The following is a 24,652-nucleotide window of genomic DNA, read 5'->3' on the forward strand; positions in this document are numbered from 1 at the left end:
CCTGGACAAGGGTTGGGCCGACTCCCGACATTGCCCAAGAATTTCGCAAGAAGACAAGTTCCCCAAGAGCCACAAAGAAGGTAGGACACCGTGAACCCGGTAATCAAAAAATTCCAATTCGGTCAGTCGACCGTTACCCTCGAGACCGGCCGTATCGCCCGTCAGGCCTCCGGCGCAGTGCTGGTCACCGTTGACGACGACGTCAGCGTATTGGTGACCGTTGTCGGTGCCAAGCAAGCCGATCCAGGCAAGGGTTTCTTCCCTCTGTCTGTTCACTACCAGGAAAAGACTTACGCTGCCGGTAAGATCCCTGGCGGTTTCTTCAAGCGCGAAGGCCGTCCTTCCGAGAAAGAAACCCTGACTTCCCGACTGATCGACCGTCCGATCCGTCCGCTGTTCCCAGAAGGTTTCATGAACGAAGTGCAGGTTGTCTGCACCGTCGTTTCCACCAGCAAGAAAACCGATCCGGACATCGCAGCGATGATCGGTACCTCGGCTGCCCTGGCCATCTCCGGCATTCCTTTCGATGGCCCGATCGGCGCTGCCCGCGTAGCGTTCCACGAAAGCACCGGCTATCTGCTGAACCCAACCTACGAGCAACTGAAAGCCTCGAGCCTGGACATGGTCGTGGCCGGTACTTCCGAAGCCGTGCTGATGGTTGAATCCGAAGCCAAAGAGCTGACCGAAGACCAGATGCTGGGCGCCGTACTGTTCGCCCACGACGAGTTCCAGGTGGTGATCAACGCCGTCAAGGAACTGGCTGCCGAGGCCGCCAAGCCAACCTGGTCCTGGGCTCCGCAAGCCGAAGCCACCGAGCTGCTGGGCGCTATCCGTGCCGAGTTCGGCGAAGCGATCTCCCAGGCCTACACCATCACCGTCAAGGCCGACCGTTATGCGCGTCTGGGCGAGCTGAAAGACCAGGTGGTTGCCAAGCTGTCCGGCGAAGAAGGCCAGCCGTCTTCCGCTGAAGTCAAAGCCGCTTTCGGTGAAATCGAATACCGCACCGTTCGCGAAAACATCGTTAACGGCAAGCCGCGTATCGACGGTCGCGACACCCGCACCGTACGTCCGCTGAACATCGAAGTCGGCGTTCTGCCAAAGACCCACGGTTCGGCACTGTTCACCCGTGGCGAAACCCAGGCGCTGGTCGTTGCCACGCTGGGCACCGCCCGTGACGCGCAACTGCTGGACACCCTGGAAGGCGAAAAGAAAGACCCGTTCATGCTGCACTACAACTTCCCTCCGTTCTCGGTGGGCGAGTGTGGTCGCATGGGTGGCGCCGGTCGTCGCGAAATCGGTCACGGCCGTCTGGCCCGTCGTTCGGTCCAGGCCATGCTGCCAGCCGCTGACGTGTTCCCGTACACCATTCGTGTGGTGTCGGAAATCACCGAGTCCAACGGCTCGAGCTCCATGGCTTCGGTCTGCGGTGCTTCCCTGGCCCTGATGGACGCCGGTGTGCCAATGAAGGCGCCGGTTGCCGGTATCGCCATGGGTCTGGTGAAAGAAGGCGAGAAATTCGCTGTCCTGACCGACATCCTGGGTGACGAAGACCACCTGGGCGACATGGACTTCAAAGTGGCCGGTACCGCCAAGGGCGTGACCGCACTGCAGATGGACATCAAGATCAAGGGCATCACCGAAGAGATCATGGAAATCGCCCTGGGCCAAGCCCTGGAAGCGCGCCTGAACATCCTCGGCCAGATGAACCAGATCATCGGTCAGTCCCGTACCGAGCTGTCGGAAAATGCTCCGACCATGATCGCGATGAAAATCGACACCGACAAAATCCGTGATGTCATCGGTAAAGGCGGCGCGACCATCCGTGCGATCTGTGAAGAAACCAAGGCTTCGATCGACATCGAAGACGACGGCTCGATCAAGATCTTCGGCGAAACCAAGGAAGCGGCAGAAGCAGCACGCCAGCGTGTCCTGGGCATCACTGCCGAAGCCGAGATCGGTAAGATCTACGTCGGCAAGGTTGAGCGCATCGTCGACTTCGGCGCCTTCGTCAACATCCTGCCGGGCAAGGACGGTCTGGTCCACATCTCCATGCTGAGCGATGCTCGCGTCGAGAAAGTGACCGATATCCTCAAAGAAGGCCAGGAAGTGGAAGTGCTGGTACTGGACGTGGACAACCGCGGCCGTATCAAGCTGTCCATCAAGGACGTGGCTGCAGCCAAGGCATCGGGCGTTTAATCACCCCCTCGCTTAGCCGCTGAACAAGCAAACGCCCCGACTGGTTCGGGGCGTTTTGCTGTGTGGCGAAAATCCCTGTGCCGCGGGTTGCCTGGCCACTGGGGACGATGCTAGGTTTAGCCACCGCCCGTGTAGCTCAGTCGGTAGAGCAGCGCACTCGTAACGCGAAGGTCGCAGGTTCGATTCCTGTCTCGGGCACCATCTCCCCTCGTTATTTCACCTTCCTGCTCAGCTCCTCGACCGTACGCTTGAGCTGGTTCATCTCGTTATCCTGATCGCTGAGTTCCCGTTTCAGGGACGAAATCTCGCTATTGCTCGAACTTGAACTGGAACCGCTATTGCGCTTGAGTTCTTCCACTTGCTTACCGAGGTCGTTCAGATCGCGTTCCTGTTCTTTGATGGTGTGCTTGAGATCGTCAACCTCTTTGCTGCTGGAGGAGGAGCTGGACCCGCTGTTGCGCTTGAACTCCTCGATTTGGCGTGCCTGTTCGCTGAGCGTGCGCTTCTGGCTTTCCAGTTCGGCGGTGTTATCTTCCACAGCCTTTGGCAGTTTTTCCAATGCTCCGACGTTAACGTTGGTCTTGACGAGTATGTACTTGTCATTTGAATAGCGAAGGGCAGGGATAGTGTCGGAAGAGAGCGGAAAATCGGAAGTGGCTTCGACAGCCGCTTGAGCGACGCTGGCTAATGTCAAGCCACTGAGCAGCAGGGCTACGCTGGTGAGCCGGGTAGACGAAAGCTTCAAGTTACTGCGCATCACTGGGGTTCCTTGTGAAGTGCTGATATGGCACATGGCTATGACTGGTTGTTTTGATAGTTGTTCCCAAGGCCCTGTCTTCTTATGCACATGATTTTTTGTGGGATAGATGTAAAGAGCCGTGTAAATCGCTGGCAAAACGTCCTATATTCGTTGCCTGCATGAGCATCGCCCAGCAGTTTTCAGATGATCCCCGAATGGTTCTGAAGGCCAGATAAACCGGGCTTTTAAACGGTTTTCTGCGTCAGAGAGATCCTTGATGATCCAGATCCATCTTCCATTCCCCAGATCAGCGAGAACGCCATGACCGTTAAAGAATTGACCCAGGAAGCCAGGCACGAAGAAGCGCTGAAAAAATACGTACTGGATGCGCCCCAGTTGCTGGAAGAGATCAAGGACTTGCCCTCCGACGATCAGAAAGACCAGATCCAGTGGGCGTTCGAGGACGAGGCCGAGGCCCAGGGGCTGCAGCCTTGGGAGCTGACGCTCAAGTACACCAGCACGCCTGAAGAATTCGAGGCGCAGCGCCTTGCGTTGCACAAGGAAGCGGCCGAGGTGTTGGGTGTGGAATGGGATGAATACTGCGAGATGAATAATCTTGTAGTTTAGAAGCAGCTTCAAGCTACAAGCTGCAAGGCAAGCGTCGAACCGCTTGAAGCTTGCAGCTTGAAGCTCCCCACTGCTCCTCAGATACTGAGCCGCATCGACAGATCCACCGCTTTCACATCCTTGGTCATCGCCCCGATCGAGATGTAGTCCACCCCGGTCTCGGCAATCGGGCGCAACGTGCTTTCGTTGATCCCGCCACTGGCCTCCAGCTTCGCCTTGCCGCCGTTCAGGCGTACGGCTTCACGCATGTCGTCCAGGCTCAGTTCGTCGAGCATGATGATGTCGGCGTTGGCCGCCAGTGCTTCTTTCAATTCCGCCAGGCTTTCCACTTCGATTTCCACCGGTTTACCCGGTGCGATCTTGTGGGCGGCAGCAATGGCCTGGGCGACGCCGCCACAGGCAGCAATGTGGTTTTCCTTGATCAGGAACGCATCGTAAAGGCCGATGCGGTGGTTATGGCAACCGCCGCAGGTGACGGCGTACTTCTGGGCCAGGCGCAGCCCAGGCAGGGTCTTGCGGGTGTCCAGCAGCTTGACCTGGGTGTCGGCGACAAAGTCGGCCAGGTAGCGGGCTCGGGTGGCAACGCCCGAGAGCATTTGCAGGAAGTTCAGCGCGCTGCGTTCGCCGGTCAGCAGCGAGCGGGCCGGGCCTTCGAGGTGGAACAGCGCCTGATCGGGGTTCACCCGGTCGCCGTCACGCACTTGCCAATGCACCGCGACGCGCGGGTCCAGTTGCCGGAACACGGCATCGACCCAGGCGGTGCCGCTGATGGTCGCGGCTTCGCGGGTAATGATGGTGGCCTTGGCCAGGCGTTCGGCAGGGATCAGTTGCGCGGTGATGTCGCCGCTGCCGATGTCTTCGAGCAACGCACGGCGCACGTTGGCTTCGATTTCAGCGGTCAGATCGGCGAGACGTAGGTTCGGCATAACGGGCTCCACAAACAAAGTGGCCCGATTATAGGGCCAGGCCGCGAGCGAACCCAAGGCGCTGGATGTCTGCTGCCGCCATCGAAACCTGCATTTGGTCGCATCCTCGCAACATTTCCGCGATTAACCGGTCACTTATTGCGAAGTATTTCGAGCTGAGTCACAGAGTACTGCTGGTACGACGGGGTTCTTTGCCAGATAATCCGCCTTTCGATTGACGTCATAGCTTTGACGTCGCGAACCGAAGAATGCCGTTTCAGGGGGCCAGGATGCATAACGACGGGAATGTAGTGCCTTTGCACAAGGCTTCTACCGATCAGGCGAATCATTCGCCGCTCGCCCGCCTGCCTGTGATTCTGTTGCAGGTTCGCGACAAGGCGGCGCAGCAGTTGCGCTTTGGCTTGCAGGGGTTGTTCGATAACGCCGACGATACGCTGTTCGAAATGGCCGACCGGGCACGCAATGATGTCGAGCAGAACCTGTTCTTCGAAGCCATGCGGGACCTGCGCCTGAAACGCAAAAGTATTGAACGCGGGTTTATCGAACAGTTTTTCGAGGCGTTTGTCAGCCTCGCCCAATACGACCTGGCGCAAGCCGCCTTGGCGCCCGTGCTGGCGCCAGGTCCCCAGGCTCAGGCGACGCATGATGACCTGGAGCGCCATTTGGCCGTTGAGGCCATGGTCACACGGGTACTCGGTCGTGATGGTGTGTCGCTCGATCAACTGACGGCACGCCTCAGCGTGCTGCTGGAACGGTCGCTGACGAATCAGCAGAACCCCCTGAGCCCCGCGCGGCTGTGTGAGAATTTTCTACAGGCCGGGCGCAACCTGGGGGTAGGGATCAAGGTCAAGCTGATCCTGCTCAAACTGTTCGAGCGCTATGTGCTCAGCGAGTGCGACCAGCTCTATACCGAGGCCAACCAGTTGCTGGCCGCCACCGGTATCTTGCCGGACCTGAAGGTCACGCTTTCCCGACGTGCTTCGGACCGTATCGACGATAGTCCGGCGCCCAAGGTCGACAGCGTGACCCGGCCCAAGGCCGCGGAGGTCGATGACAGCGTGCAGGAGGTGTTCGCTGCGCTGCAGAAACTCTTGCTGCAGGTGCGTGGCAGTGTGGCGCCGACGCTGGAGGCCAGCGCTGCGGCCCAGCCGATCTCGACCCGTGACCTGTTGCGGTTGCTCTCCCACCTGCAACAATACGTTCCCGCGCCCACCGTCCATGACGAGTTCGATCTGCGTAGCCAGCTCGAACAACTGCTGACCCGGGTCAGCGTCAGGAGCGGCAGGTCCCGGGTGGTCGAAGGCGCCGACGAAGACGTCATTAATCTGATCTCGATGATGTTCGAATTCATCCTCGACGACCATAACCTGCCGGACTCCCTCAAGGCCTTGATCGGCCGCCTGCAGATCCCAATGCTCAAGGTCGCGGTGCAGGACAAGAGTTTCTTCAGTCGCGGCAATCATCCGGCTCGACGGCTGCTCAATGAAATCGCCGCGGCGGCCATGGGCTGGGGCGCTTGCGACGATCATCAGCGCGACAGCCTTTATCTGCGCATCGAACAAGTGGTGCAGCGCTTGTTGAATGACTTCGTCGATGACCCGGCGATTTTCTCCGAATTGCTCGCCGACTTCCTGGCCTTCACCAGTGACGAGCGGCGCCGCAGTGAATTGCTCGAACAGCGCATTCGTGACGCTGAAGAGGGGCGGGCCAAGGCCGAGCTGGCGCGCCTGCGAGTCGAAGGGGCTCTGAACCAGGTCATGTTGGGCAAGGTGTTGCCGCAAGCCGTGGTGGAGTTCGTGCAGCAGGCCTGGAGCCAGGTGTTGTTGCTGACCTGTTTCAAACACGGCAAGTATTCAGCCGAGTGGCAGGCCGACGTATCGACCCTGGAACAATTGATCTGGAGTGTCCAGCCTCACGATGAGCCCGACGCTGGCTTGCGTTTACTGGCGATCGTGCCGGAATTGCTCAAGGCCTTGCGCGACGGCCTGAACCGTTCGGCGTTCGACCCGTTTGCCACCAGCGAGTTTTTCAGTGAGCTGGAAGCCTTGCATGTTCAGGCCCTTGAGCAGGTGGGGCAGGCAACGGACCCGGTTCAGTCGCTCAATGCGCCGGTCATGGTCCAGGTGCGCGAGAAAATTGTCCTGCGCACCGCCCAGCATGCGCCGGCGGACAACGCAGAGGTACGCTTGCCGGCCGATGACGTGGGCCTGATGCAGGTCGACCAATTGCGCCTGGGAAGCTGGGTGGAGTTCCAGGAAGACGATGACAACAGCCTGCGTTGCAAACTGGCGGCGATCATCGAGGCCACCGGCAAGTACATCTTCGTCAACCGCACTGGCTTGAAAGTGCAGGAGCACAGCCGCACCAGCCTGGCCTTGGAGTTTCGCCGGGGCGCGGTACGCCTGTTGGACGACACCCTGCTGTTCGACCGGGCACTGGAGTCGGTGCTGGGCAATCTGCGTCAGCTCAATCGCGGCAAGTGATCGCGCAGCCTGGCCCGATCACGGCATACTGACGGCATTCACGGTCGTCTTCCAAGGAACCTGTATGCAGCTGGACTCCGCGAGCGGTTGGTGCGATGGCGTGCGTCATTGCCCATCGCCCAACTTCAATGCGCGCCCCGAGGGCGAGATTTCCCTGCTGGTGATCCACAACATCAGCCTGCCGCCGGCACAATTCGCCACGGGCAAGGTGCAGGAGTTCTTCCAGAATCGTCTGGATGTCACGGAACATCCCTATTTTGCCGGTATCGCCGACTTGCGCGTCTCTGCGCATTTCCTGATCGAGCGTGACGGCGCCGTCACCCAGTTTGTCTCCTGTCTGGACCGCGCCTGGCATGCGGGCGTCTCGTGCTTCGAAGGACGGGAAACGTGTAACGATTTTTCCATAGGCATCGAGCTTGAGGGCACCGATGACCTGCCTTTCGCCGACGCGCAATATGTCGCGTTGGTGGAGCTGACCCGGCAGTTGCAGGCGGCGTTCGGGGCGATCACGGCGCAGCGTATCTGTGGGCATAGCGACATTGCTCCGGGACGCAAGACCGATCCAGGACCGGCATTCGACTGGGCACGCTATCGCGCGGCCCTGACAGAAGGGGAAGGACAATGAGTTTTCTGGTGTTGCTGCTGGCAGTCTGGATCGAGAAGTTCTCGGCCTTGCGCCAGCGGGTCCAGCGCGACGGCGGGTGGTTGCGCGAACTGAACAAGCTCGAGGCGAGCCCACGCTGGGTCAACCGGCCTTGGCTGGTGCTGATGGTGATGGTCCTGCTGCCCGTGGCCCTGCTGGCGTTGCTGCTGTGGGTGCTGGAGCCAGTGGCCTACGGTTTGCTGGCCTTGCCGGTGCATCTGTTGGTGGTGATCTACAGCCTGGGGCGCGGCGATCTGCTGGCGGACCTGGGGCCATTTCGCGATGCGTGGCGTCGGGAAGACCTGCAAGCGGCAGCCCATGTGGCCAAGCGCGACCTGGACATTGAAGCGGATGACGGCGAGAAGTTGCTGGAGCGGGTCCAGGGGCATTTGCTGTGGCAGGCCTACCAGAGCTTTTTCGCGGTGATTTTCTGGTACTTCCTGCTGGGGCCGGTTGCGGCCCTGAGCTATCGCCTGCTGGCACTGGCCGCCGAGCACAGCCAGAACCCCGGCGTGGCCGAGCGCGCCGCGCAGATGCGCCATGCCTTCGACTGGGTGCCGGTGCGGCTGCTGGCGGCGAGCTTCGCCCTGGTGGGCAATTTCGTCGCGGTCAGCCGGGTCATGCTGCATGAGCTGTTGAACTGGAACATCAGTGCGGCCCATCTGATCGACAAGGTCGGCCTGGTGGCTGGCGAGATTCCTGAGCCCGTGGCCGGGCCGGATGGCATCAACAGCCTGGATCGGCTTTGGGAGTTGCTGCTGCGCTCGGCGGTGCTGTGGTATGCCGGGTTTGCGTTGTGGACGGTGCTGGCCTGAGTGCTGTCGGTTAAGGTGCTTTCTGTGTGGCGAGGGAGCCTGCTCCCGCTCGGTTGCGCAGCAACCGCAAACCTGGGCAAGCGATTTTCCTGAAGGCACTCGGGGGCCTGCTTCGCAGGCCAGCGGGAGCAAGCTCCCTCGCCACAAGGGACCGAGTCATGATCGGACTCGTTAACCTTAAGTTACAAATCTCCCCTTCGATTTAGGCTATACAGGAGCAGCGCGCCGATAGTGGCTTTCTGCTGTCTGCGCGCGCGAACTCATAAAAATAAGAACACTATCGGGAGACTTCCTTGTGAAGAGTTTGCTCTGGCCCGCCGTCGCGCTGATGAACCGCCTGAGCTTCGGCATGAAGTTCAGCCTGATCAGCGTGTTGTTTCTGCTGCCGATGCTGGTGACCAATTTCTTTCTGGTGCGCGAATCCTATCGAGAGTTCCAAGGCACCCACGTGGAGCTGCAAAGCCTCGACCTGCTGGGCAGCAGCCTGACCCTGCGCCGGGACCTGGAAACCCTGAATAATTTGGTGCAGATCAACGCCAGCCTCGGCCAGTCCGGCAAGGCCGGTGACGTGGAGGCGAAGATCGGCAGCCTTGAGCAGCAAGTGCTGACGCGCTTGCAGGGCATGACCGCGATGGCTGTCGAGGCCGAGCAGGTCAGCGCCTTCGATGCCAAGCGCGACGAAATGATTGCTGCGTTCAAGGCGCAGCAGGCGGAAAACTCCCTGCTAAGCAAAAGCGCGTCGATCGCCAAGTTGCTCAACAACGCGCAAATGTTCAGCCAGATTATCGCGAGCCAGGCGGGCTTGAGCCGCGACAACCAGAGCGACATCCGTCAGCTCAGCGAATTGATCATCGGCATGACCCCCAAGGTCACCCAGATCCTTGGTGAAGGCCGCGCACTGGGCGCTTCGTCATTGGGGCTGGGCTTTCTCAATTCAGCCTCGAGTACCCGCTTCGACGAGTTACTGGCGCAGATCGAAAAGCTCCAGGGCGAATATGACGTGAAACTGCAGGATGCCCTGGGCTCCAGCAAGGCGGCCGGGCAAGCCCTTGCCACTCAGGCCGACGGCAGCAAGAGCACCCTCAAGAAGGTCTCGGAGCTGATCGAGGAGCAGGTGGTGATGGCCGACACCCTCGACGCGCCATGGCCGGCGTTCTATGACCAGGTCAGCGGCCTGATGGAGCAGACTTACCGGCTGAACGAAGCGACCCAGGGCTTCCTGGGTGTCCAGTTGCAGCAGCGCCTGGAGCAGAACCGCAGTCACATGGTGCTGCAAGCCGTGGCCCTGGCGGCGGTATTCCTGCTGATTTTTTATCTGTACGCCGGTTTCTATGCATCGACCCGCACCACGCTCCAGCACTTGGGCCAGATGATGGACAAAGTGGCCGCTGGCGACATGACGGTCAATTTCGTGGCCCGCAGCAAGGACGAGCTGGGCGAGTTGGGTGAAGTGTTCAACGGCACGGTAAAGAAGATCCATGACCTGATCGAACAGGTGGGCCGAACCGTTGCCGAAGTCGAGCGCCAGGCCGGGCAGGTGGAAACGGTATCGGCCCAGAGTAACCAGGCCGTCGCCGGGCAGCGCAGCCAGATCGAGCTGGTGGCCACGGCGATGAACCAGATGTCGGCGACGGCCCAAGAGGTGGCCCGCAGTGCCGCTGCGGCGGTCAGCAGTGCTCACAGCGTCAACGACGAGACCCTCAGCGGGCGTGGGCTGGTGGAGTCCCAGCAGGGCAGCATCGCCCGATTGGCGGGTGAGATCGATCAATCGGTGCAGGTGATCAATCAACTGGCGATCGACAGCCAGGCCATCAGCCGCGTGCTGGATGTGATCAAGAGCATCGCCGAACAGACCAACCTGCTGGCCCTCAATGCCGCCATCGAAGCGGCCCGGGCGGGCGAGCAGGGACGCGGTTTTGCGGTGGTGGCCGACGAAGTGCGGACCCTGGCCAAGCGGACTCAACAGTCGACCGAAGAGATCGAAGCGATGATCACCCGCCTGCACAGTGGCGTGGGTGCGGCCGTCAAAGCCATGGGCAGCAGCCATGAGATGGCCAGCGGCACCGTCGGTCAGTCGGAAAAGGTCCAGCAGGCGTTGGAAAATATCCTCGGCGCCGTCGGCATGATCGTTGACCAGAACCAGCAGATCGCCGCCGCCGTGGAGCAGCAGACGGCCGTGGCCCACGACATCGATCAGAACATCGTCGAGATCAATCGTGCCGGCGAACGCACCGCCGAAGGTGCGCACCAGACCGAAGACGCCAGTCGCGAACTGTCCGCCCAGGTGGTGCAGCTCAAGCAGTTGATCAATGCGTTTCGGGTGTAGCTACACAATGGTGTTCGCCGCCGATCCAATGTGGGAGCGAGCTTGCTCGCGATAGCGGAGTGTCAGTCGGCAAATAGGTTGTCTGACACACTGCAATCGCGAGCAAGCTCGCTCCCACAGGTTTTTTACCAGTTGAATAATTCGCGGGCGTTAGTGGTGCTGGCTTCAGCCAGTTGGTCTGGACTGACCGCCATGATCTGCGCCAGCGCTTCGCAAATGGCCGGCAAATGCGCCGGGCTGTTGCGCTGGCCCGGGAACATCGCCGGGGCCATGTCCGGTGAGTCGGTTTCCAGCACTACCGCTTCCAGCGGCAGTTTCGCCAGCACCCGGTGCATGCGCAGGGCCTGGGGCCAGGTCGCGGCGCCGCCCAGGCCCAGTTTGAAGCCGAGCTTGATGTATTCGCGGGCCTCTTCAAGGCTGCCAGCGAACGCGTGGATGATCCCCGTGCGTTTCAGGCCGAAGCGCTTGAGGGTTGCGATCACGGCGGCATGGCTGCGGCGCACGTGGATCAGCGCCGGCAGTTCGAACTCCGCCGCCAACTGCAGTTGCGCCTCGAACAGCGTTTGTTGGCGCTCACGATCGAGGGTTTCGATGTAGTAGTCGAGGCCGACTTCCCCCACGGCACACAATTGCCGATGTCCGGCCAGGCGGGCCAGCCATTCGCGCAATTGCGCCAGGTCTTCGGGGCCATGCTGATCGAGATACACCGGATGCAGGCCCAAGGCAGCGTGCAGGTTCGGGTCGCTTTGCACCAGGTCCCAGACCCGCTGCCAGTTGTCTCGATACACCCCCAGCACCACCATCTGCCGGACCCCCAAGGCGCGGCTCTCGGCCAGCAGGGCCGGGCGGTCCGCGTCGAAGTCCGGGAAATCCAGGTGGGTGTGGGTGTCGATCAGCTCCATGGTTCAGCCTTGGTGAATGCGCTGCTTGAACGTCCGCGCGATGGCCTGCACACCAGGCTGGTAGTCATCGTTCTCGATGGCCGCCAGCGCCAGTTCCAACGCTTTGTCGGCGATCAGTTGATGCTGCTGGGACATGGCGTTGACCGGCAGCGGCAGGAAATCCAGCAACTGCGTGTCACCGAACGTGCCCAGGCGCAGTGGACGCGATTTGAGCGGGAAATCGTGCAGGGCGTCGAACACCCCTTGCAACAGGACATAGGAGGTCGTGATCAACGCATCGGGCAGATGCCCCAGGCGCGCGAGCATTTCATCCATCAACTGGCGGCCACATTCACGGCTGAACGATTCGCCATGCTCGATCAACACCTGGCCTTCGAAGCCGGCCAGCGCTTCGTTAAAACCGGCGGTCCGTTCCTGGCTGATGCTCAACTCGGGGCGGGCGCTGATCAGCGCGATTTGCCGCGGATGGGTTTCCAGCAGGCTGCGGGTTAGCTGAAGGCTAGCCTGGCGGTCGTCGCTGATCACCGAGCAGAAATGCGCAGGCTCCATCACCCGGTCGATGGCGATGATGGGAATGCCCTTGGCCTGCAACTGGCGGTAACTGTCGTCCCCGGTCGGCAGGCAACTGGCAACGATCAGCGCATCGCAGCGGCGCGCGCGGAACAGCTGCAACAGTTGCCGCTCGCTGTCGGGCGCATCGTCGGAACTGGCGATCAGCAGCTGATAGCCCCGCGCCCGTGCGCCTTGTTCCAGCAGCTTGGCGATGCGCGCATAGCTAGGGTTTTCCAGGTCCGGCAGGATGAACCCCAAGGTACGCGTGTGCCGGCTGCGCAGCCCGGCGGCCTGGGGGTTGGGCGTGAAGCCATGTTCTTCGACCACCGCTCGCACCCGTTCGACGGTGGCGCTGCTGATGCGTTGCTGTTCGGCCTTGCCATTGATGACATAGCTGGCGGTGGTTACGGACACACCGGCCAGTTGGGCAATATCACTGAGTTTCAACCCGGTTTTCCTTGTTTTTTCGAGTTCGCCCCGACAATAAGGGCCATCCTACCCGATTCAAGCTGACGGTCACCGTCCAAGCGCTTACGACAAGTTGCACTTCAAGGATGAGAGATTATCGAGTAACGTGCCAATCTTTCTAGATTAAACGTTTCAGCAAGCGTATTTTCAAGGTTAGCAGGATTTTTGGCCCGTCTGCCGCGATAGCGCCAAAAACTGTCCTGTAACGCTAAGCTGATTCATTCAAAACAATACCTGGCGCCAACCGGACGCCAAAAAGGAGAAAGCATGCTCGAGCTCACTCTAGAGCAGATATCCATGGCCCAGACCGCTGTGGATAAAGACGCTGCGCTGCAACTGCTCGCTGACAAACTGGTGGCCGATGGCCTGGTGGCTGACGGCTACCTGGCTGGCTTGCAGGCCCGCGAAGCCCAGGGCTCGACCTTTCTTGGCCAAGGTATTGCCATTCCCCACGGCACGCCGCAAACCCGTGACCTGGTTTATTCCACCGGCGTACGCCTGCTGCAATTCCCGGAAGGCGTGGACTGGGGCGATGGCCAGATCGTTTACCTGGCCATCGGCATTGCGGCCAAGTCCGACGAACACCTGCGCCTGCTGCAACTGCTGACCCGCGCCCTCGGCGAGACTGACCTGGGCCAGGCCCTACGCCGTGCCGGTTCCGCCGAAGCCTTGTTGAAGCTGCTGCAAGGCGCGCCGCAGGAACTGGCCTTGGATGCGCAGATGATCGGCCTCGGCGTGTCGGCTGACGATTTCGAAGAGCTGGTGTGGCGCGGCGCCCGACTGCTGCGCCAGGCCGACTGCGTGAGCAACGGTTTTGCCGGTGTGTTGCAGCAGGTCGAGGCGCTGCCCCTGGGCGACGGCTTGTGGTGGCTGCACAGCGAACAGACCGTCAAGCGCCCGGGATTGGCTTTCGTCACGCCGGATAAACCCATCCGCTACCTCGGCCAACCCCTGAGTGGCCTGTTCTGCCTCGCCAGCCTCGGCGAAGCTCACCAGAGCTTGCTGGAGCGGCTCTGCGCGTTGCTGATCGAGGGCCGCGGCCATGAACTGGGTCGCGCCACCAGCAGCCGCAAGGTTCTCGAAGTGCTCGGCGGCGAACTGCCTGCCGACTGGCCCAGCGCGCGCATCGGTCTGGCCAACGCCCATGGCTTGCACGCGCGGCCGGCGAAGATCCTCGCGCAACTGGCGAAAAGTTTCGAAGGCGAGATCCGCGTGCGTATCGTCGACGGCCAGGACAGCGCCGTGTCGGTCAAGAGCCTGAGCAAGTTGCTGAGCCTGGGCGCCCGGCGTGGACAGGTCCTGGAGTTCATTGCCGAACCGAGCATTGCCAACGACGCGTTGCCGGCGCTGCTGGCGGCCATCGAAGAAGGCCTTGGCGAAGAAGTCGAACCGTTGCCACCACCGAGTACGCCGCGAGAACCGGCGATGGCCGAAGTCGCCACCGTCATGCTGGCCCCCGAATCCGGCAGCCTGATCCAGGCCGTCGCCGCGGCTCCGGGCATTGCTATCGGCCCGGCCCACATCCAGGTATTGCAGGCCATTGATTACCCGCTGCGCGGCGAGTCGGCGGCCATCGAGCGCGAGCGCCTGCAAAACGCCTTGAACCAGGTACGCCGCGATATCGAAGGCTTGGTCGAACGGGCCAAGGCCAAGGCCATCCGCGAAATTTTCATCACCCACCAGGAAATGCTCGACGACCCGGAACTGACCGACGAAGTCGACACCCGTTTGAAGCTGGGCGAGAGTGCGCAAGCGGCGTGGATGGGCGTGATCGAAGCCGCGGCGAAAGAACAGGAAGCTTTGCAGGATGCACTGCTGGCCGAACGTGCCGCCGATCTGCGAGACGTTGGTCGGCGGGTGCTGGCACAGCTGTGCGGTGTCGAAACCCTGAGCGAACCCGATCAGCCGTACATCCTGGTGATGGACGAAGTCGGCCCGTCCGACGTGGCCCGCCTGGATCCGACCCGCGTGGCGGGGATTCTGACCGCTCGCGGCGGTGCCACCGCCCACAGCGCCATCGTTGCCCGGGCCCTGGGCATTCCGGCGTTGGTGGGAGCGGGGCCGGCGGTGTTGCTGCTGGCGCCGGGAACGTCCTTGCTGCTGGATGGCCAGCGCGGTCGCCTGCACGTGGACCCCGATGCCGCCACCCTGCAACGGGCCACTGAAGAGCGCGACACCCGCGAGCAGCGCCTCAAGGTCGCCGCCGAACAGCGCCACCAACCGGCATTGACCCGTGACGGTCACGCCGTGGAAGTGTTTGCCAACATCGGCGAGAGCGCCGGCGTGACCAGCGCGGTGGAGCAGGGCGCCGAAGGCATCGGCCTGTTGCGCACCGAGCTGATTTTCATGGCCCACACCCAGGCGCCGGACGAAGCGACCCAGGAAGCCGAATACCGCAAGGTGCTCGATGGCCTGGGCGGTCGGCCGCTGGTGGTGCGCACCCTGGATGTTGGCGGCGACAAACCGCTGCCGTACTGGCCGATCGCGAAAGAGGAGAACCCGTTCCTCGGCGTGCGGGGTATTCGCCTGACGTTGCAACGTCCGCAGGTCATGGAAGCGCAATTGCGCGCCCTGTTGCGTTCGGCGGATAACCGTCCGTTGCGGATCATGTTCCCGATGGTCGGCAGCGTCGATGAGTGGCGCCAGGCCCGGGCCATGACCGAACGCCTGCGCCTGGAAATCCCGGTGGCGGACCTGCAACTGGGGATCATGATCGAAATACCGTCTGCTGCGCTGCTTGCGCCCGTGCTGGCCAAGGAAGTCGATTTCTTCAGCGTCGGCACCAACGACCTGACGCAATACACCCTGGCCATCGACCGTGGTCACCCGACCCTTTCGGCCCAGGCCGATGGCTTGCACCCGGCCGTGTTGCAACTGATCGACATCACCGTGCGTGCCGCCCATGCCCATGGCAAGTGGGTCGGTGTCTGCGGTGAGCTGGCCGCTGATCCGCTGGCGGTGCCGGTGCTGGTGGGCCTGGGCGTGGACGAACTGAGTGTCTCGGCCCGCAGCATTGCCGAGGTCAAGGCGCGGGTCCGCGAACTGAGCCTGGCGCAAGTACAAACCCTGGCCCAAGAGGCGTTGGCCGTGGGCAGCGCCGATGACGTGCGCGCATTAGTGGAGGCGCTGTAATGGCGAAGATTCTTACCCTGACCCTCAACCCGGCGCTCGACCTTACGGTGGAACTGGCGCGCCTGGAACCCGGGCAGGTCAACCGCAGTGACGACATGCACACCCATGCCGCCGGCAAAGGCGTGAATGTGGCCCAGGTGCTGGCTGACCTCGGCCATACGCTGACGGTCAGTGGCTTTCTTGGCGAAGACAACGCCCAGGTGTTCGAGACGCTGTTCACCCAGCGCGGCTTTGTCGACGCTTTTATTCGCGTGCCTGGGGAAACCCGCAGCAACATCAAGCTGGCCGAGCAGGATGGACGCATCACCGACCTCAACGGTCCGGGACCGGTGGTCGACGAAGCCGCGCAGCAGGCGTTGTTGGAGCGACTGGCGCAAATCGCCCCCGGTCACGATGTCGTGGTGGTGGCGGGCAGCTTGCCCCGAGGCGTCAGTCCACAGTGGTTGCAGGCGTTGATCACGCGCTTGAAACAGCTCGGCCTGAATGTCGCCCTCGACACCAGCGGTGAAGCCTTGCGCGTCGCGTTGGCGGCGGGGCCGTGGTTGATCAAGCCGAACACTGAAGAGCTGGCCGATGCGCTGGGTTGTGAGGTGGTGGGTGAGTTGGCCGAGGCGCAAGCCGCCCAGCGCCTGCATGCCCAGGGTATCGAACATGTGGTGATCTCCCACGGTGCCGACGGTGTGAACTGGTTCAGCGTCGGTGCGGCGCTGCATGCCTCGCCGCCCAAGGTCAGCGTCGCCAGCACCGTGGGTGCCGGTGATTCGCTGCTGGCCGGCATGCTTCACGGCCTGCTCGGCGCCCATGCCCCGGAGCAGACCCTGCGCACCGCCACGGCCATCGCGGCCATGGCGGTCACGCAGATCGGTTTTGGCATCCACGACACCGCGTTACTGGCGTCGCTTGAACAGGGCGTGCGCGTGCGCCCCCTGACAGAACAATAAGAGGGTTCGCAAGATGAAATTAGCCATTGTGACGGCCTGCCCGAACGGCATGGTCACCAGTGTGTTGTGCGCCCGCCTGCTGGATGCGGCGGCGCAGCGCCAGGGTTGGAGCACCAGTGTCGAAGTCCATGACGCGGCCCATCCGGAACGCCAGTTGTCGGCGGCGACCCTTGAAGCGGCCGAGTGGGTGTTGCTGGTTGCCAGCGGCCCGGTGGATATGTCGCGGTTCGTCGGCAAGCGTCTGTTTCGCAGCACCCCGGCCCAGGCCCTGCAAGACGTCGATTCGGTGCTGCGTCGCGGTGCCGAAGAGGCCACGGTCTTTGCCGAATCGGATGTGCTGGAAGAGGCGCCGACGGTATCGGCTGAGCGCGCCCCGCGCCTGGTCGCCATCACCGCTTGCCCGACCGGCGTTGCCCATACCTTCATGGCCGCCGAGGCGTTGCAGCAGGCGGCGAAGAAGCTGGGCTACGACCTGCAAGTGGAGACCCAGGGCTCGGTGGGCGCACGCAATCCGTTGAGCGCCGAGGCCATCGCCGAGGCGGACGTGGTGTTGCTGGCGACCGACATTGAAGTCGCTACCGAGCGTTTCGCCGGCAAGAAAATCTACCGCTGCGGCACGGGCATCGCCTTGAAACAGGCCGAAGCCACGCTGAACAAAGCGCTGGTCGAAGGTCGCCAGGAAAGCGCCTCGAGCGACGCCAGCGGCCCGGCCAAAACGGAAAAAACCGGCATCTACAAACACCTGCTGACCGGCGTGTCGTTCATGCTGCCAATGGTGGTGGCCGGTGGTCTGTTGATCGCGTTGTCGTTCGTGTTCGGCATCACCGCGTTCAAGGAACCCGGCACGCTGGCGGCGGCGTTGATGCAGATCGGTGGCGACACCGCGTTCAAATTGATGGTGCCGTTGCTGGCCGGCTACATCGCCTATTCCATCGCCGACCGACCCGGCCTGGCGCCAGGCATGATCGGCGGGCTGCTGGCGAGCACCCTGGGCGCCGGGTTCATTGGCGGGATCATCGCCGGTTTCCTGGCCGGCTACACCGCCAAGGCGATCAGCCGCTATGCACGCCTGCCCCAGAGCCTGGAAGCGCTCAAGCCGATCCTGATCATCCCGCTGCTGGCGAGCCTGTTCACCGGCCTGGTGATGATCTACATCGTCGGCAAACCGGTAGCGGGCATGCTCGAAGCCTTGACCCACTTCCTCGACAGCATGGGCACCACCAATGCGATCCTGTTGGGCGTGCTGCTGGGGGCGATGATGTGCGTCGACCTCGGGGGGCCGATCAACAAGGCCGCCTATGCGTTTTCGGTGGGACTGCTGGCATCGCAAAGTTATGCACCGATGGCCGCGACCATGGCCGCGGGAATGGTCCCGCCGATTGGCCTGGGCATCGCCACGTTCATCGCCCGTCGCAAATTTGCCCAGACCGAGCGCGAGGCCGGTAAAGCGGCGCTGGTGCTGGGCTTGTGCTTCATCTCCGAAGGGGCGATTCCGTTCGCCGCCAAGGACCCGCTGCGGGTAATCCCGGCCAGCATCGCCGGCGGCGCACTGACCGGTGCGCTGTCGATGTACTTCGGCTGCAAACTCATGGCCCCCCACGGTGGGTTGTTCGTGATGCTGATCCCCAACGCCATCAACCATGCGCTGCTGTACTTGCTGGCGATCGTAGCGGGGAGCCTGCTGACGGCGGTGGCGTATGCACTGCTCAAGCGGCCGGAAGTGGTGGAGATGGCGTTGGAGCCGGCGAAGGCCTGATTCAATCCACACCGCCCCCTAATGTGGGAGCGGGCTTGCTCGCGAAAGCGGTGGGTCAGTCGACGAAAGTGTTGCCTGACACTCCGCCTTCGCGAGCAAGCCCGCTCCCACATTTCGTTCTGCTGCGTTCATGAAATCCCTGTCACACCCACTTCACACCGCCATGCTTAAGTTTCCCCATTTGGAGGAAACACCATGAGCGAATTCGACCTGGGCCGTCGTCGTGTGATGCAAGCCGTGGGCGCGGGGTTGTTGTTGCCAGGGTTGGCGCCGGCGGTGATGGCTTCGGTCAAGGATCGCCCGGTGCTCACCGACGGCGTGCAGTCAGGCGACTTGCAGGGCGATCGGGCGATGATCTGGAGCCGCAGCGACCGTCCGGCGCGGATGGTGGTGGAGTGGGACACCCGCAGCAAATTCACCAACCCTCGGCGTTTCGTCTCGCCCATGGTCGATGCCCGCAGCGATTTCACCGCACGGGTCGAACTCACCGGCCTGCCACCCGACCAGGCGATTTTCTACCGCGTGTTTTTCGAGGATGCCCAGAGCGGTGTCGCCAGTGAACCCTGGTTCGGCCATCTGCGCAGCGTGCCGCAGCTCAAGCGCAACATCCGTTTTGTCTGGAGTGGCGACACCGTCGGCCAAGGCTTTGGCATCAACCCGGACATCGGCGGCATGCGCATCTACGAAGCCATGCGCCTGCGCCTGCCGGATTTTTTCATCCACAGCGGCGACACCATCTACGCCGACGGCCCGGTACCGGCGCAAATCACCACCGAAGGTGGACGCGTCTGGCGCAACCTCACCACCGAAGCCAAGAGCAAGGTCGCCGAGACCCTGGACGAGTATCGCGGCAATTATCGCTACAACCTGATGGATGAAAACGTGCGCCGCTTCAACGCCGAAGTGCCGCAGATCTGGCAATGGGACGACCATGAGGTGGTCAATAACTGGTCACCGGGTAAGCAACTGGACGAGCGTTACCAGACCAAGGATATCCACAGCCTGGTGGGGCGTGCGCGGCAGGCCTGGCTGGAATACGCACCGATGCGCTTGCAGAAGGCCGACGACGGCGGGCGGATCTATCGCAAGCTCAGTTACGGGCCGATGCTGGATGTGTTCGTGCTCGACATGCGCAGCTACCGGGAAGCCAACGACGCCAACCTGGGCGGGGCCAAAGCCTTTCTCGGTCGCGCGCAGCTGGATTGGCTCAAGGGCGAATTGAAGCAGTCCCGGGCCCAATGGAAAGTCATTGCCGCCGACATGCCCATCGGCCTGGGCGTGCCTGACGGCGAAGTCAGCCCCGGCGTGCCGCGCTGGGAAGCGGTCGCCAACGGCGAGCCCGGCCCGGCCCAGGGACGTGAATTGGAAATCGCCGAATTGCTCGGCTACCTGCGCACGCATCAGGTGCGCAACTACGTCTGGCTCACCGCCGATGTCCACTACTGTGCCGCCCATCACTACCACCCGGAGCAGGCCGCGTTCCAGGATTTCGAACCGTTCTGGGAGTTTGTCGCCGGGCCGCTGAACGCCGGCAGCTTCGGCCCCAATCCCCTGGACAAGACCTTCGGCCCTGAGGTGGTGTTCCAGAAAGCGCCACCGGCCCAGAACACCTCGCCGTTTGCCGGGTATCAGTTCTTTGGCGAGGTGAACATCGACGGGCAGAGCGGGGAGATGAGCGTGGTGTTGCGGGATCTGGAGGGGGTGGCGGTGTTTGAGAAGAGGTTGCAGCCGGTTTGATTCAAGGATCACCTAGACACTGTGGGAGCGGGCTTGCTCGCGAAGGCGGTGTGTCAGTTGGCAGATGTATTGCCTGACACACCGTCTTCGCGAGCAAGCCCGCTCCCACAGGAGAAATGTGTTCTCTAGAACAGGGACGGTCAGTAGACATCCCGCCGATACCGTCCCAACTCGATCAGCCGTTCCACTTCCTCGCGGCCCAGCACTAGGTTGAGCACGTGATCCACCCCTGACGCCATACCTTGCAAGCTGCCGCAGACATAGATCACCGCGCCATCGGCCATCCATTGCTTGAGCAGCGCGGCCGATTCCAGCAGGCGGTCCTGGACGTAGATTTTCTTTTCCTGGTCCCGGGAAAAAGCCAGGTCCAGGCGTTCCAGATCGCCGGAGGTCACCCATTCCTGCAACTCGTCGCGGCAGTGGAAATCGTGTTCGCGGTTGCGTTCGCCAAACAGCAGCCAGTTGCGCTGCATGCCCTCGGCCACGCGTGCCTTGAGCAGACTGCGCAGGCCGGCCAGGCCGGTGCCGTTGCCCAGCAGGATCATTGGCACGCCTTGGGGCGGCAGATGGAAACCACTGTTGCGGCGTACCCGCAGGCTGATGGCGCTGCCCAGCGGTGCGTGTTCGGTGAGCCAGCCGGAACCGACGCCCAGGCTGCCGTCGGCATGACGTTCCTGGCGCACGATCAGTTCCAGCACGCCGTCGGCCGGGATCGAGGCAATGGAATATTCGCGCATCGCCAGCGGTGCCAGCGCATCCAACAATGCCTGGGCGTGCAGGCCGACCAGATGGACGCGGTTTTCCGGCAGGTGCCGGGTGGCCAGGGCCTGGTTGAGGCTCTGGGGCAAGCCGTCGACGTGCACGCGAGCATTGCCGGAGAGGCCGAGGCCATCGAGAAAATGTTCGATGGCCGACAGGTCATTGCGCGGCAGGACCTCCACCAGGTCACCGGCCAGCCAACTGCTCGGGCCGGGCGCCGTGAGGCCCAGCAAGTACACGCCCGATCCGCTGCTGTCGGGGTTGAGCAGGGTGCGCTGGCTGAGTGTCCAGTGCTCGAAGCTCGGCGCTTGCCAGATGTCCACTGGCGCCTGTCCGGTCAACTCGGCCAGTTGTTGTTGCCAGTGACGCAAGGCGTAAGGGTCGCCACTGTCGACTTCCACCGGAGCGAACAGGGTCTTGCCGCCGTGCTCCGCCAGCCAGGCATGCAGGCGCCGGGCGAAGCCGCAGAAGTTTTCATACTGCCGGTCGCCCAGGCCCAGCACCGCATACTGCAGGCGCTCCAGGCTCAGGGCGCGGCCCAGCACCTTGCGCTCGAAGCCCCGGGCGCTGTCGGGGCCTTCGCCGTCGCCAAAGGTGCTGACGACAAACAAGGCGTGGGTGGAGTTGCTCAGGTCGTGCTCGCTGACGCCGGCCAGGGGCTGGACCTTCACCGGCAGGCCGGCGGCCTGGAGCTGGCCGGCGGTCTGCCACGCCAACTGTTCGGCGAAACCGCTCTGGCTGGCGAAGCCGATCAGCCAGGCCGGCGCATCGCTCGGGTTGCCGGCGAGTACCTGGCGGGCCTGCTGGACCTGGCGCTTCTTGCGGCGCCGGTCCAGGTACAGCAACCAGCCGGTGATGAAGAACAGGGGCATGGCCAGCGCGGCGACCGTGACCAGGATCCGCCCGACCAAGCCGAAGTAACTGCCGACATGCAGGGCATAGACGCTGGTCAGCAATTGCGCCTTGAGGCTCTTGTCGCTGTAGCGGCTGTGCTGGCTGACGACGCCAGTGACCGGGTCGAGGATGAGCTGGTTCAGCGCCCGGTCGTGAGGCGAGCCCTTGAGCATGTAAAACACCGTGGCGGGTTGCCCGGCCACCGGCGGCATGCGCACGTTATAGGAGATCAACCCCGGGCCGGCGGCGCTGTAGATGCTGCTCCACATCGCCCGGTAATCAGCCACGGGCGGCGGGCCGCTCGGCGCCGGGCCGCGATTGCGTACCCGCTCCTCCTTGGGTGAATCGGAAAGCAGGCGGGTGAAGCCTTTGTTGTACCACTCGTAGGACCAGGTCAGCCCGGTCAGCGCCGCCAACAGATAGAACATCAGGCACCAGGTGCCGGCGACCGAATGCAGATCCCAATTGAAGCTGCGACCTTTTTTCGCCCAATCGAGGGTCAGCCAGGCGCGCCAGCTTTTCCATTGGCGCGGCCAGCGCAGGTACAGCCCGGACAAGCAGAAAAACACCAGGATCAGCGTGCAGGCACCGGTGATCTGCCGGCCCACCTCGTCCAGGGCCAGGATGCGGTGCAGCTTGAGCGTCAGACCGAAGAAGTCCTGGCCCACCACATCGCCCATGAACTGAGCGTTGTAGGGATTGAAATAGCGCATGGCCCCGCGTTTTTCCCCCGGTGGGGCGGCGAAGATTACCCGCGCAGCGTTGCCGCTGTCGGTCTCGACCCAGAGCATGGCGACGGTCTTGCCGGAGGTGGCTTCGATCTGCTCCACCAGCTCGGCGGGCGGCAGGACACCGGCCGGTTGTTTTTCGACCGTCAGCACCTGCGGGTTCAACGCCCGCAGGATCTCGTCCTGGAACGACACCATCGCACCGGTAATGCCCATAAACGCCAGGACCAGTCCGGCACTGATGCCGAAAAACCAGTGCAACTGGAACAGGGTTTTCTTCAACACGTCACCCGCCTTCACTCATTACTGTTCATCACGGCGTGCATTATGCCGTGTGTTATCGAGAAGCATTCATAAACACAACAAAAAGCCCCGATCATTTGCATGAGCGGGGCTTTTGCCCGGTGCCGATCAGTGATGATGTGCGCGACAAAATCCTGTGGGAGCGAGCTTGCTCGCGAAGAGGCCGGCAATTCAACATCTTCATTGATTGTGAAACCGCCTTCGCGAGCAAGCTCGCTCCCACAGGGGAAACGCGGTCCCATCAAGAAAAAACGGCGCTTTCCATTTCTGAAAAAAGCGCCGTTTTTTATTACGCAACGGGACCAGAGCTATGGAAGTTCAACTCCCCAAACGCATCACACGTAGAACGACTTCAGGGGCGGGAAACCGTTGAATTCCACGGCGCTGTAGCTGGTGGTGTAGGCACCGGTCGACAGCCAGTACAGACGGTCACCGATGGCCAGGTTCAGCGGCAAGCCGTACTTGTAGTTCTCGTACATGATGTCGGCGCTGTCGCAGGTAGGGCCGGCGATGACCACTTCTTCCATCTCGCCTTTCTTCTCGGTCCAGATCGGGAACTTGATGGCTTCGTCCATGGTTTCGATCAGACCGGAGAACTTGCCCACGTCCGTGTACACCCAACGCTCGACGGCGGTACGGGACTTACGCGCCACCAGCACCACTTCGCTGACCAGGATGCCGGCGTTGGCGATCAACGAACGGCCCGGCTCCAGGATGATTTCCGGCAGGTCGTCGCCGAAGTCTTCCTTGAGGAAACGGATGATTTCCTCGGCGTAGGTTTCCAGGCTGTTGGTGCGGGTGATGTAGTTGGCCGGGAAGCCGCCGCCCATGTTGATCAGCTTCAGGACGATGCCGTCTTCTTCTTTCAGGCGCTCGAAGATGACCTTGACCTTGGCAATGGCCGCGTCCCAGACGCTGATGTCGCGCTGTTGCGAGCCGACGTGGAAGGAAATGCCGTACGGCACCAGGCCCAGGTCGCGGGCCAGGATCAGCAGGTCCATGGCCATGTCGGTCTGGCAGCCGAACTTGCGCGACAACGGCCAGTCAGCGGTGGTCGAGCCTTCGGTGAGGATGCGCACATAGACTTTCGAACCCGGCGCGGCCTTGGCGATGTTGCGCAGGTCGGCTTCGGAGTCGGTGGCATACAGGCGCACGCCCTTCTCGTAGAAGTAGCGGATGTCCCGGGATTTCTTGATGGTGTTGCCGTAGCTGATCTGGTCCGGGCCAACGCCACGGCTCATGACTTTATCCAGCTCGTAGATCGAGGCGATGTCGAAGTTCGAGCCTTTGTCCTTGAGCAGGTCGATGATTTCGACCGCCGGGTTGGCCTTGACGGCGTAGTAGACCTTGGCAAAGTCGAAACCGGCGCGCAGGTCGTCATAGGCCTTGGAGATCATCGCGGTGTCGATCACCACGAACGGGGTTTCCTGCTTGTCGGCGAACGCTTTCATTTTCTGGAAGGTTTCGCGCGCGAAATAATCTTCGACCTGGATCGACATACTTGGGACTCCTACTGGCAAACATCAGGATCAATGGGTGTGAGGGCAAGCAGCCCTCGTGAACGTCCTCCGTATCCCCACTTTGGTTCGCCTACTTCCCAAGGCATTGCCGCCGAAAGCAAAAAGGCCATCCAGGTCGTTTGAGAGCTACTACGCTTGGCAATACTGCGTTGGGAAGAGGCTCGGAATGCTCATTTACAACCAGTAAACTCCGCTTCCTCGCCTC

General features: G+C 62.1%; 16 protein-coding genes, 1 tRNA gene and 1 pseudogene. 12 read left to right on the forward strand and 6 right to left on the reverse strand.

The annotated features are described in order from the left end of the window. Positions 1-90: 90 nt before the first annotated feature. Positions 91-2,196, forward strand: coding sequence for a polyribonucleotide nucleotidyltransferase (gene pnp / locus CD58_RS04080; RefSeq protein ID WP_025211793.1), 2,106 nt, complete (start codon positions 91-93; stop codon positions 2,194-2,196). Between the two features lie 125 nt (positions 2,197-2,321). Next, positions 2,322-2,397 (forward strand) — tRNA-Thr (locus tag CD58_RS04085). A gap of 10 nt (positions 2,398-2,407) precedes the next feature. On the opposite strand, the gene CD58_RS04090 is transcribed toward CD58_RS04085, so the two are convergent. Continuing rightward, on the reverse strand, positions 2,408-2,953 hold the full coding sequence (locus tag CD58_RS04090) for a hypothetical protein (protein ID WP_025211794.1): 546 nt from the start codon (positions 2,951-2,953) through the stop codon (positions 2,408-2,410). 303 nt (positions 2,954-3,256) lie between these two features. On the opposite strand from CD58_RS04090, the gene CD58_RS04095 reads away from it, so the two are divergent. Beyond that, entirely contained in the window at positions 3,257-3,562 is a 306-nt protein-coding gene (locus CD58_RS04095; protein ID WP_025211795.1) for a DUF6388 family protein, read from the forward strand. Between the two features lie 77 nt (positions 3,563-3,639). Here the strand turns inward: CD58_RS04095 and nadC are convergent, their stop codons facing one another. Next, positions 3,640-4,488, reverse strand: a complete 849-nt coding sequence (gene nadC / locus CD58_RS04100; RefSeq protein WP_025211796.1) for a carboxylating nicotinate-nucleotide diphosphorylase — start codon at positions 4,486-4,488, stop codon at positions 3,640-3,642. 269 nt (positions 4,489-4,757) lie between these two features. Here nadC and CD58_RS04105 point away from each other — a divergent pair, with 269 nt between their 5' ends. The 5 genes and pseudogenes from CD58_RS04105 (at position 4,758) to CD58_RS31770 (ending at position 10,755) form a co-directional block, all read left to right on the forward strand. After that, positions 4,758-6,971 (forward strand): DUF1631 domain-containing protein, encoded by a 2,214-nt coding sequence (locus tag CD58_RS04105; protein ID WP_025211797.1) that lies wholly within the window; start codon positions 4,758-4,760, stop codon positions 6,969-6,971. 64 nt (positions 6,972-7,035) lie between these two features. Continuing rightward, entirely contained in the window at positions 7,036-7,596 is a 561-nt protein-coding gene (ampD, locus tag CD58_RS04110) for a 1,6-anhydro-N-acetylmuramyl-L-alanine amidase AmpD (protein WP_025211798.1), read from the forward strand. Next, positions 7,593-8,429 (forward strand): regulatory signaling modulator protein AmpE, encoded by an 837-nt coding sequence (gene ampE / locus CD58_RS04115; protein WP_025211799.1) that lies wholly within the window; start codon positions 7,593-7,595, stop codon positions 8,427-8,429. Before ampD ends, ampE begins: the two co-directional genes overlap by 4 nt. Positions 8,430-9,693: 1,264 nt before the next feature. Next, positions 9,694-9,897: pseudogene (locus CD58_RS31765) on the forward strand (HAMP domain-containing protein); the annotation flags it as partial. A gap of 153 nt (positions 9,898-10,050) precedes the next feature. After that, complete coding sequence (locus CD58_RS31770) at positions 10,051-10,755, forward strand: methyl-accepting chemotaxis protein (RefSeq protein ID WP_419178831.1); 705 nt, start codon at positions 10,051-10,053, stop codon at positions 10,753-10,755. Between the two features lie 125 nt (positions 10,756-10,880). On the opposite strand, the gene CD58_RS04125 is transcribed toward CD58_RS31770, so the two are convergent. Together CD58_RS04125 and cra are read right to left on the reverse strand one after the other, a co-directional pair. Next, positions 10,881-11,657, reverse strand: a complete 777-nt coding sequence (locus tag CD58_RS04125; RefSeq protein WP_025211801.1) for a TatD family hydrolase — start codon at positions 11,655-11,657, stop codon at positions 10,881-10,883. Between the two features lie 3 nt (positions 11,658-11,660). Continuing rightward, a complete protein-coding gene (gene cra / locus CD58_RS04130; protein ID WP_025211802.1) occupies positions 11,661-12,656 on the reverse strand; it encodes a catabolite repressor/activator in 996 nt (331 codons plus the stop codon). A 288-nt stretch (positions 12,657-12,944) separates the two neighbouring features. On the opposite strand from cra, the gene ptsP reads away from it, so the two are divergent. From ptsP to CD58_RS04150, 4 genes are all read left to right on the forward strand, one after another. Then, positions 12,945-15,809, forward strand: coding sequence for a phosphoenolpyruvate--protein phosphotransferase (gene ptsP / locus CD58_RS04135; RefSeq protein WP_025211803.1), 2,865 nt, complete (start codon positions 12,945-12,947; stop codon positions 15,807-15,809). Next, positions 15,809-16,750: a 1-phosphofructokinase gene (pfkB, locus tag CD58_RS04140; protein ID WP_025211804.1), complete on the forward strand. Its 942-nt coding sequence runs from the start codon at positions 15,809-15,811 to the stop codon at positions 16,748-16,750. Before ptsP ends, pfkB begins: the two co-directional genes overlap by 1 nt. Positions 16,751-16,763: 13 nt before the next feature. Beyond that, positions 16,764-18,506 carry a PTS fructose-like transporter subunit IIB gene (locus CD58_RS04145; RefSeq protein WP_025211805.1) on the forward strand — a complete coding sequence of 581 codons (1,743 nt, stop codon included), beginning with the start codon at positions 16,764-16,766 and terminating at the stop codon, positions 18,504-18,506. Between the two features lie 195 nt (positions 18,507-18,701). Beyond that, the gene (locus tag CD58_RS04150) at positions 18,702-20,243 is read left to right on the forward strand and encodes an alkaline phosphatase D family protein (protein ID WP_025211806.1); all 1,542 of its coding nucleotides are present in this window, start codon (positions 18,702-18,704) and stop codon (positions 20,241-20,243) included. A 140-nt stretch (positions 20,244-20,383) separates the two neighbouring features. Here the strand turns inward: CD58_RS04150 and CD58_RS04155 are convergent, their stop codons facing one another. Together CD58_RS04155 and CD58_RS04160 are read right to left on the reverse strand one after the other, a co-directional pair. Then, complete coding sequence (locus CD58_RS04155) at positions 20,384-22,909, reverse strand: sulfite reductase flavoprotein subunit alpha (protein WP_025211807.1); 2,526 nt, start codon at positions 22,907-22,909, stop codon at positions 20,384-20,386. A gap of 353 nt (positions 22,910-23,262) precedes the next feature. Beyond that, entirely contained in the window at positions 23,263-24,426 is a 1,164-nt protein-coding gene (locus tag CD58_RS04160) for a type III PLP-dependent enzyme (protein WP_025211808.1), read from the reverse strand. Positions 24,427-24,652 lie beyond the last annotated feature (226 nt).

Source organism: Pseudomonas brassicacearum (assembly GCF_000585995.1).
In the GTDB taxonomy this organism is placed as follows: domain Bacteria; phylum Pseudomonadota; class Gammaproteobacteria; order Pseudomonadales; family Pseudomonadaceae; genus Aquipseudomonas; species Aquipseudomonas brassicacearum_A.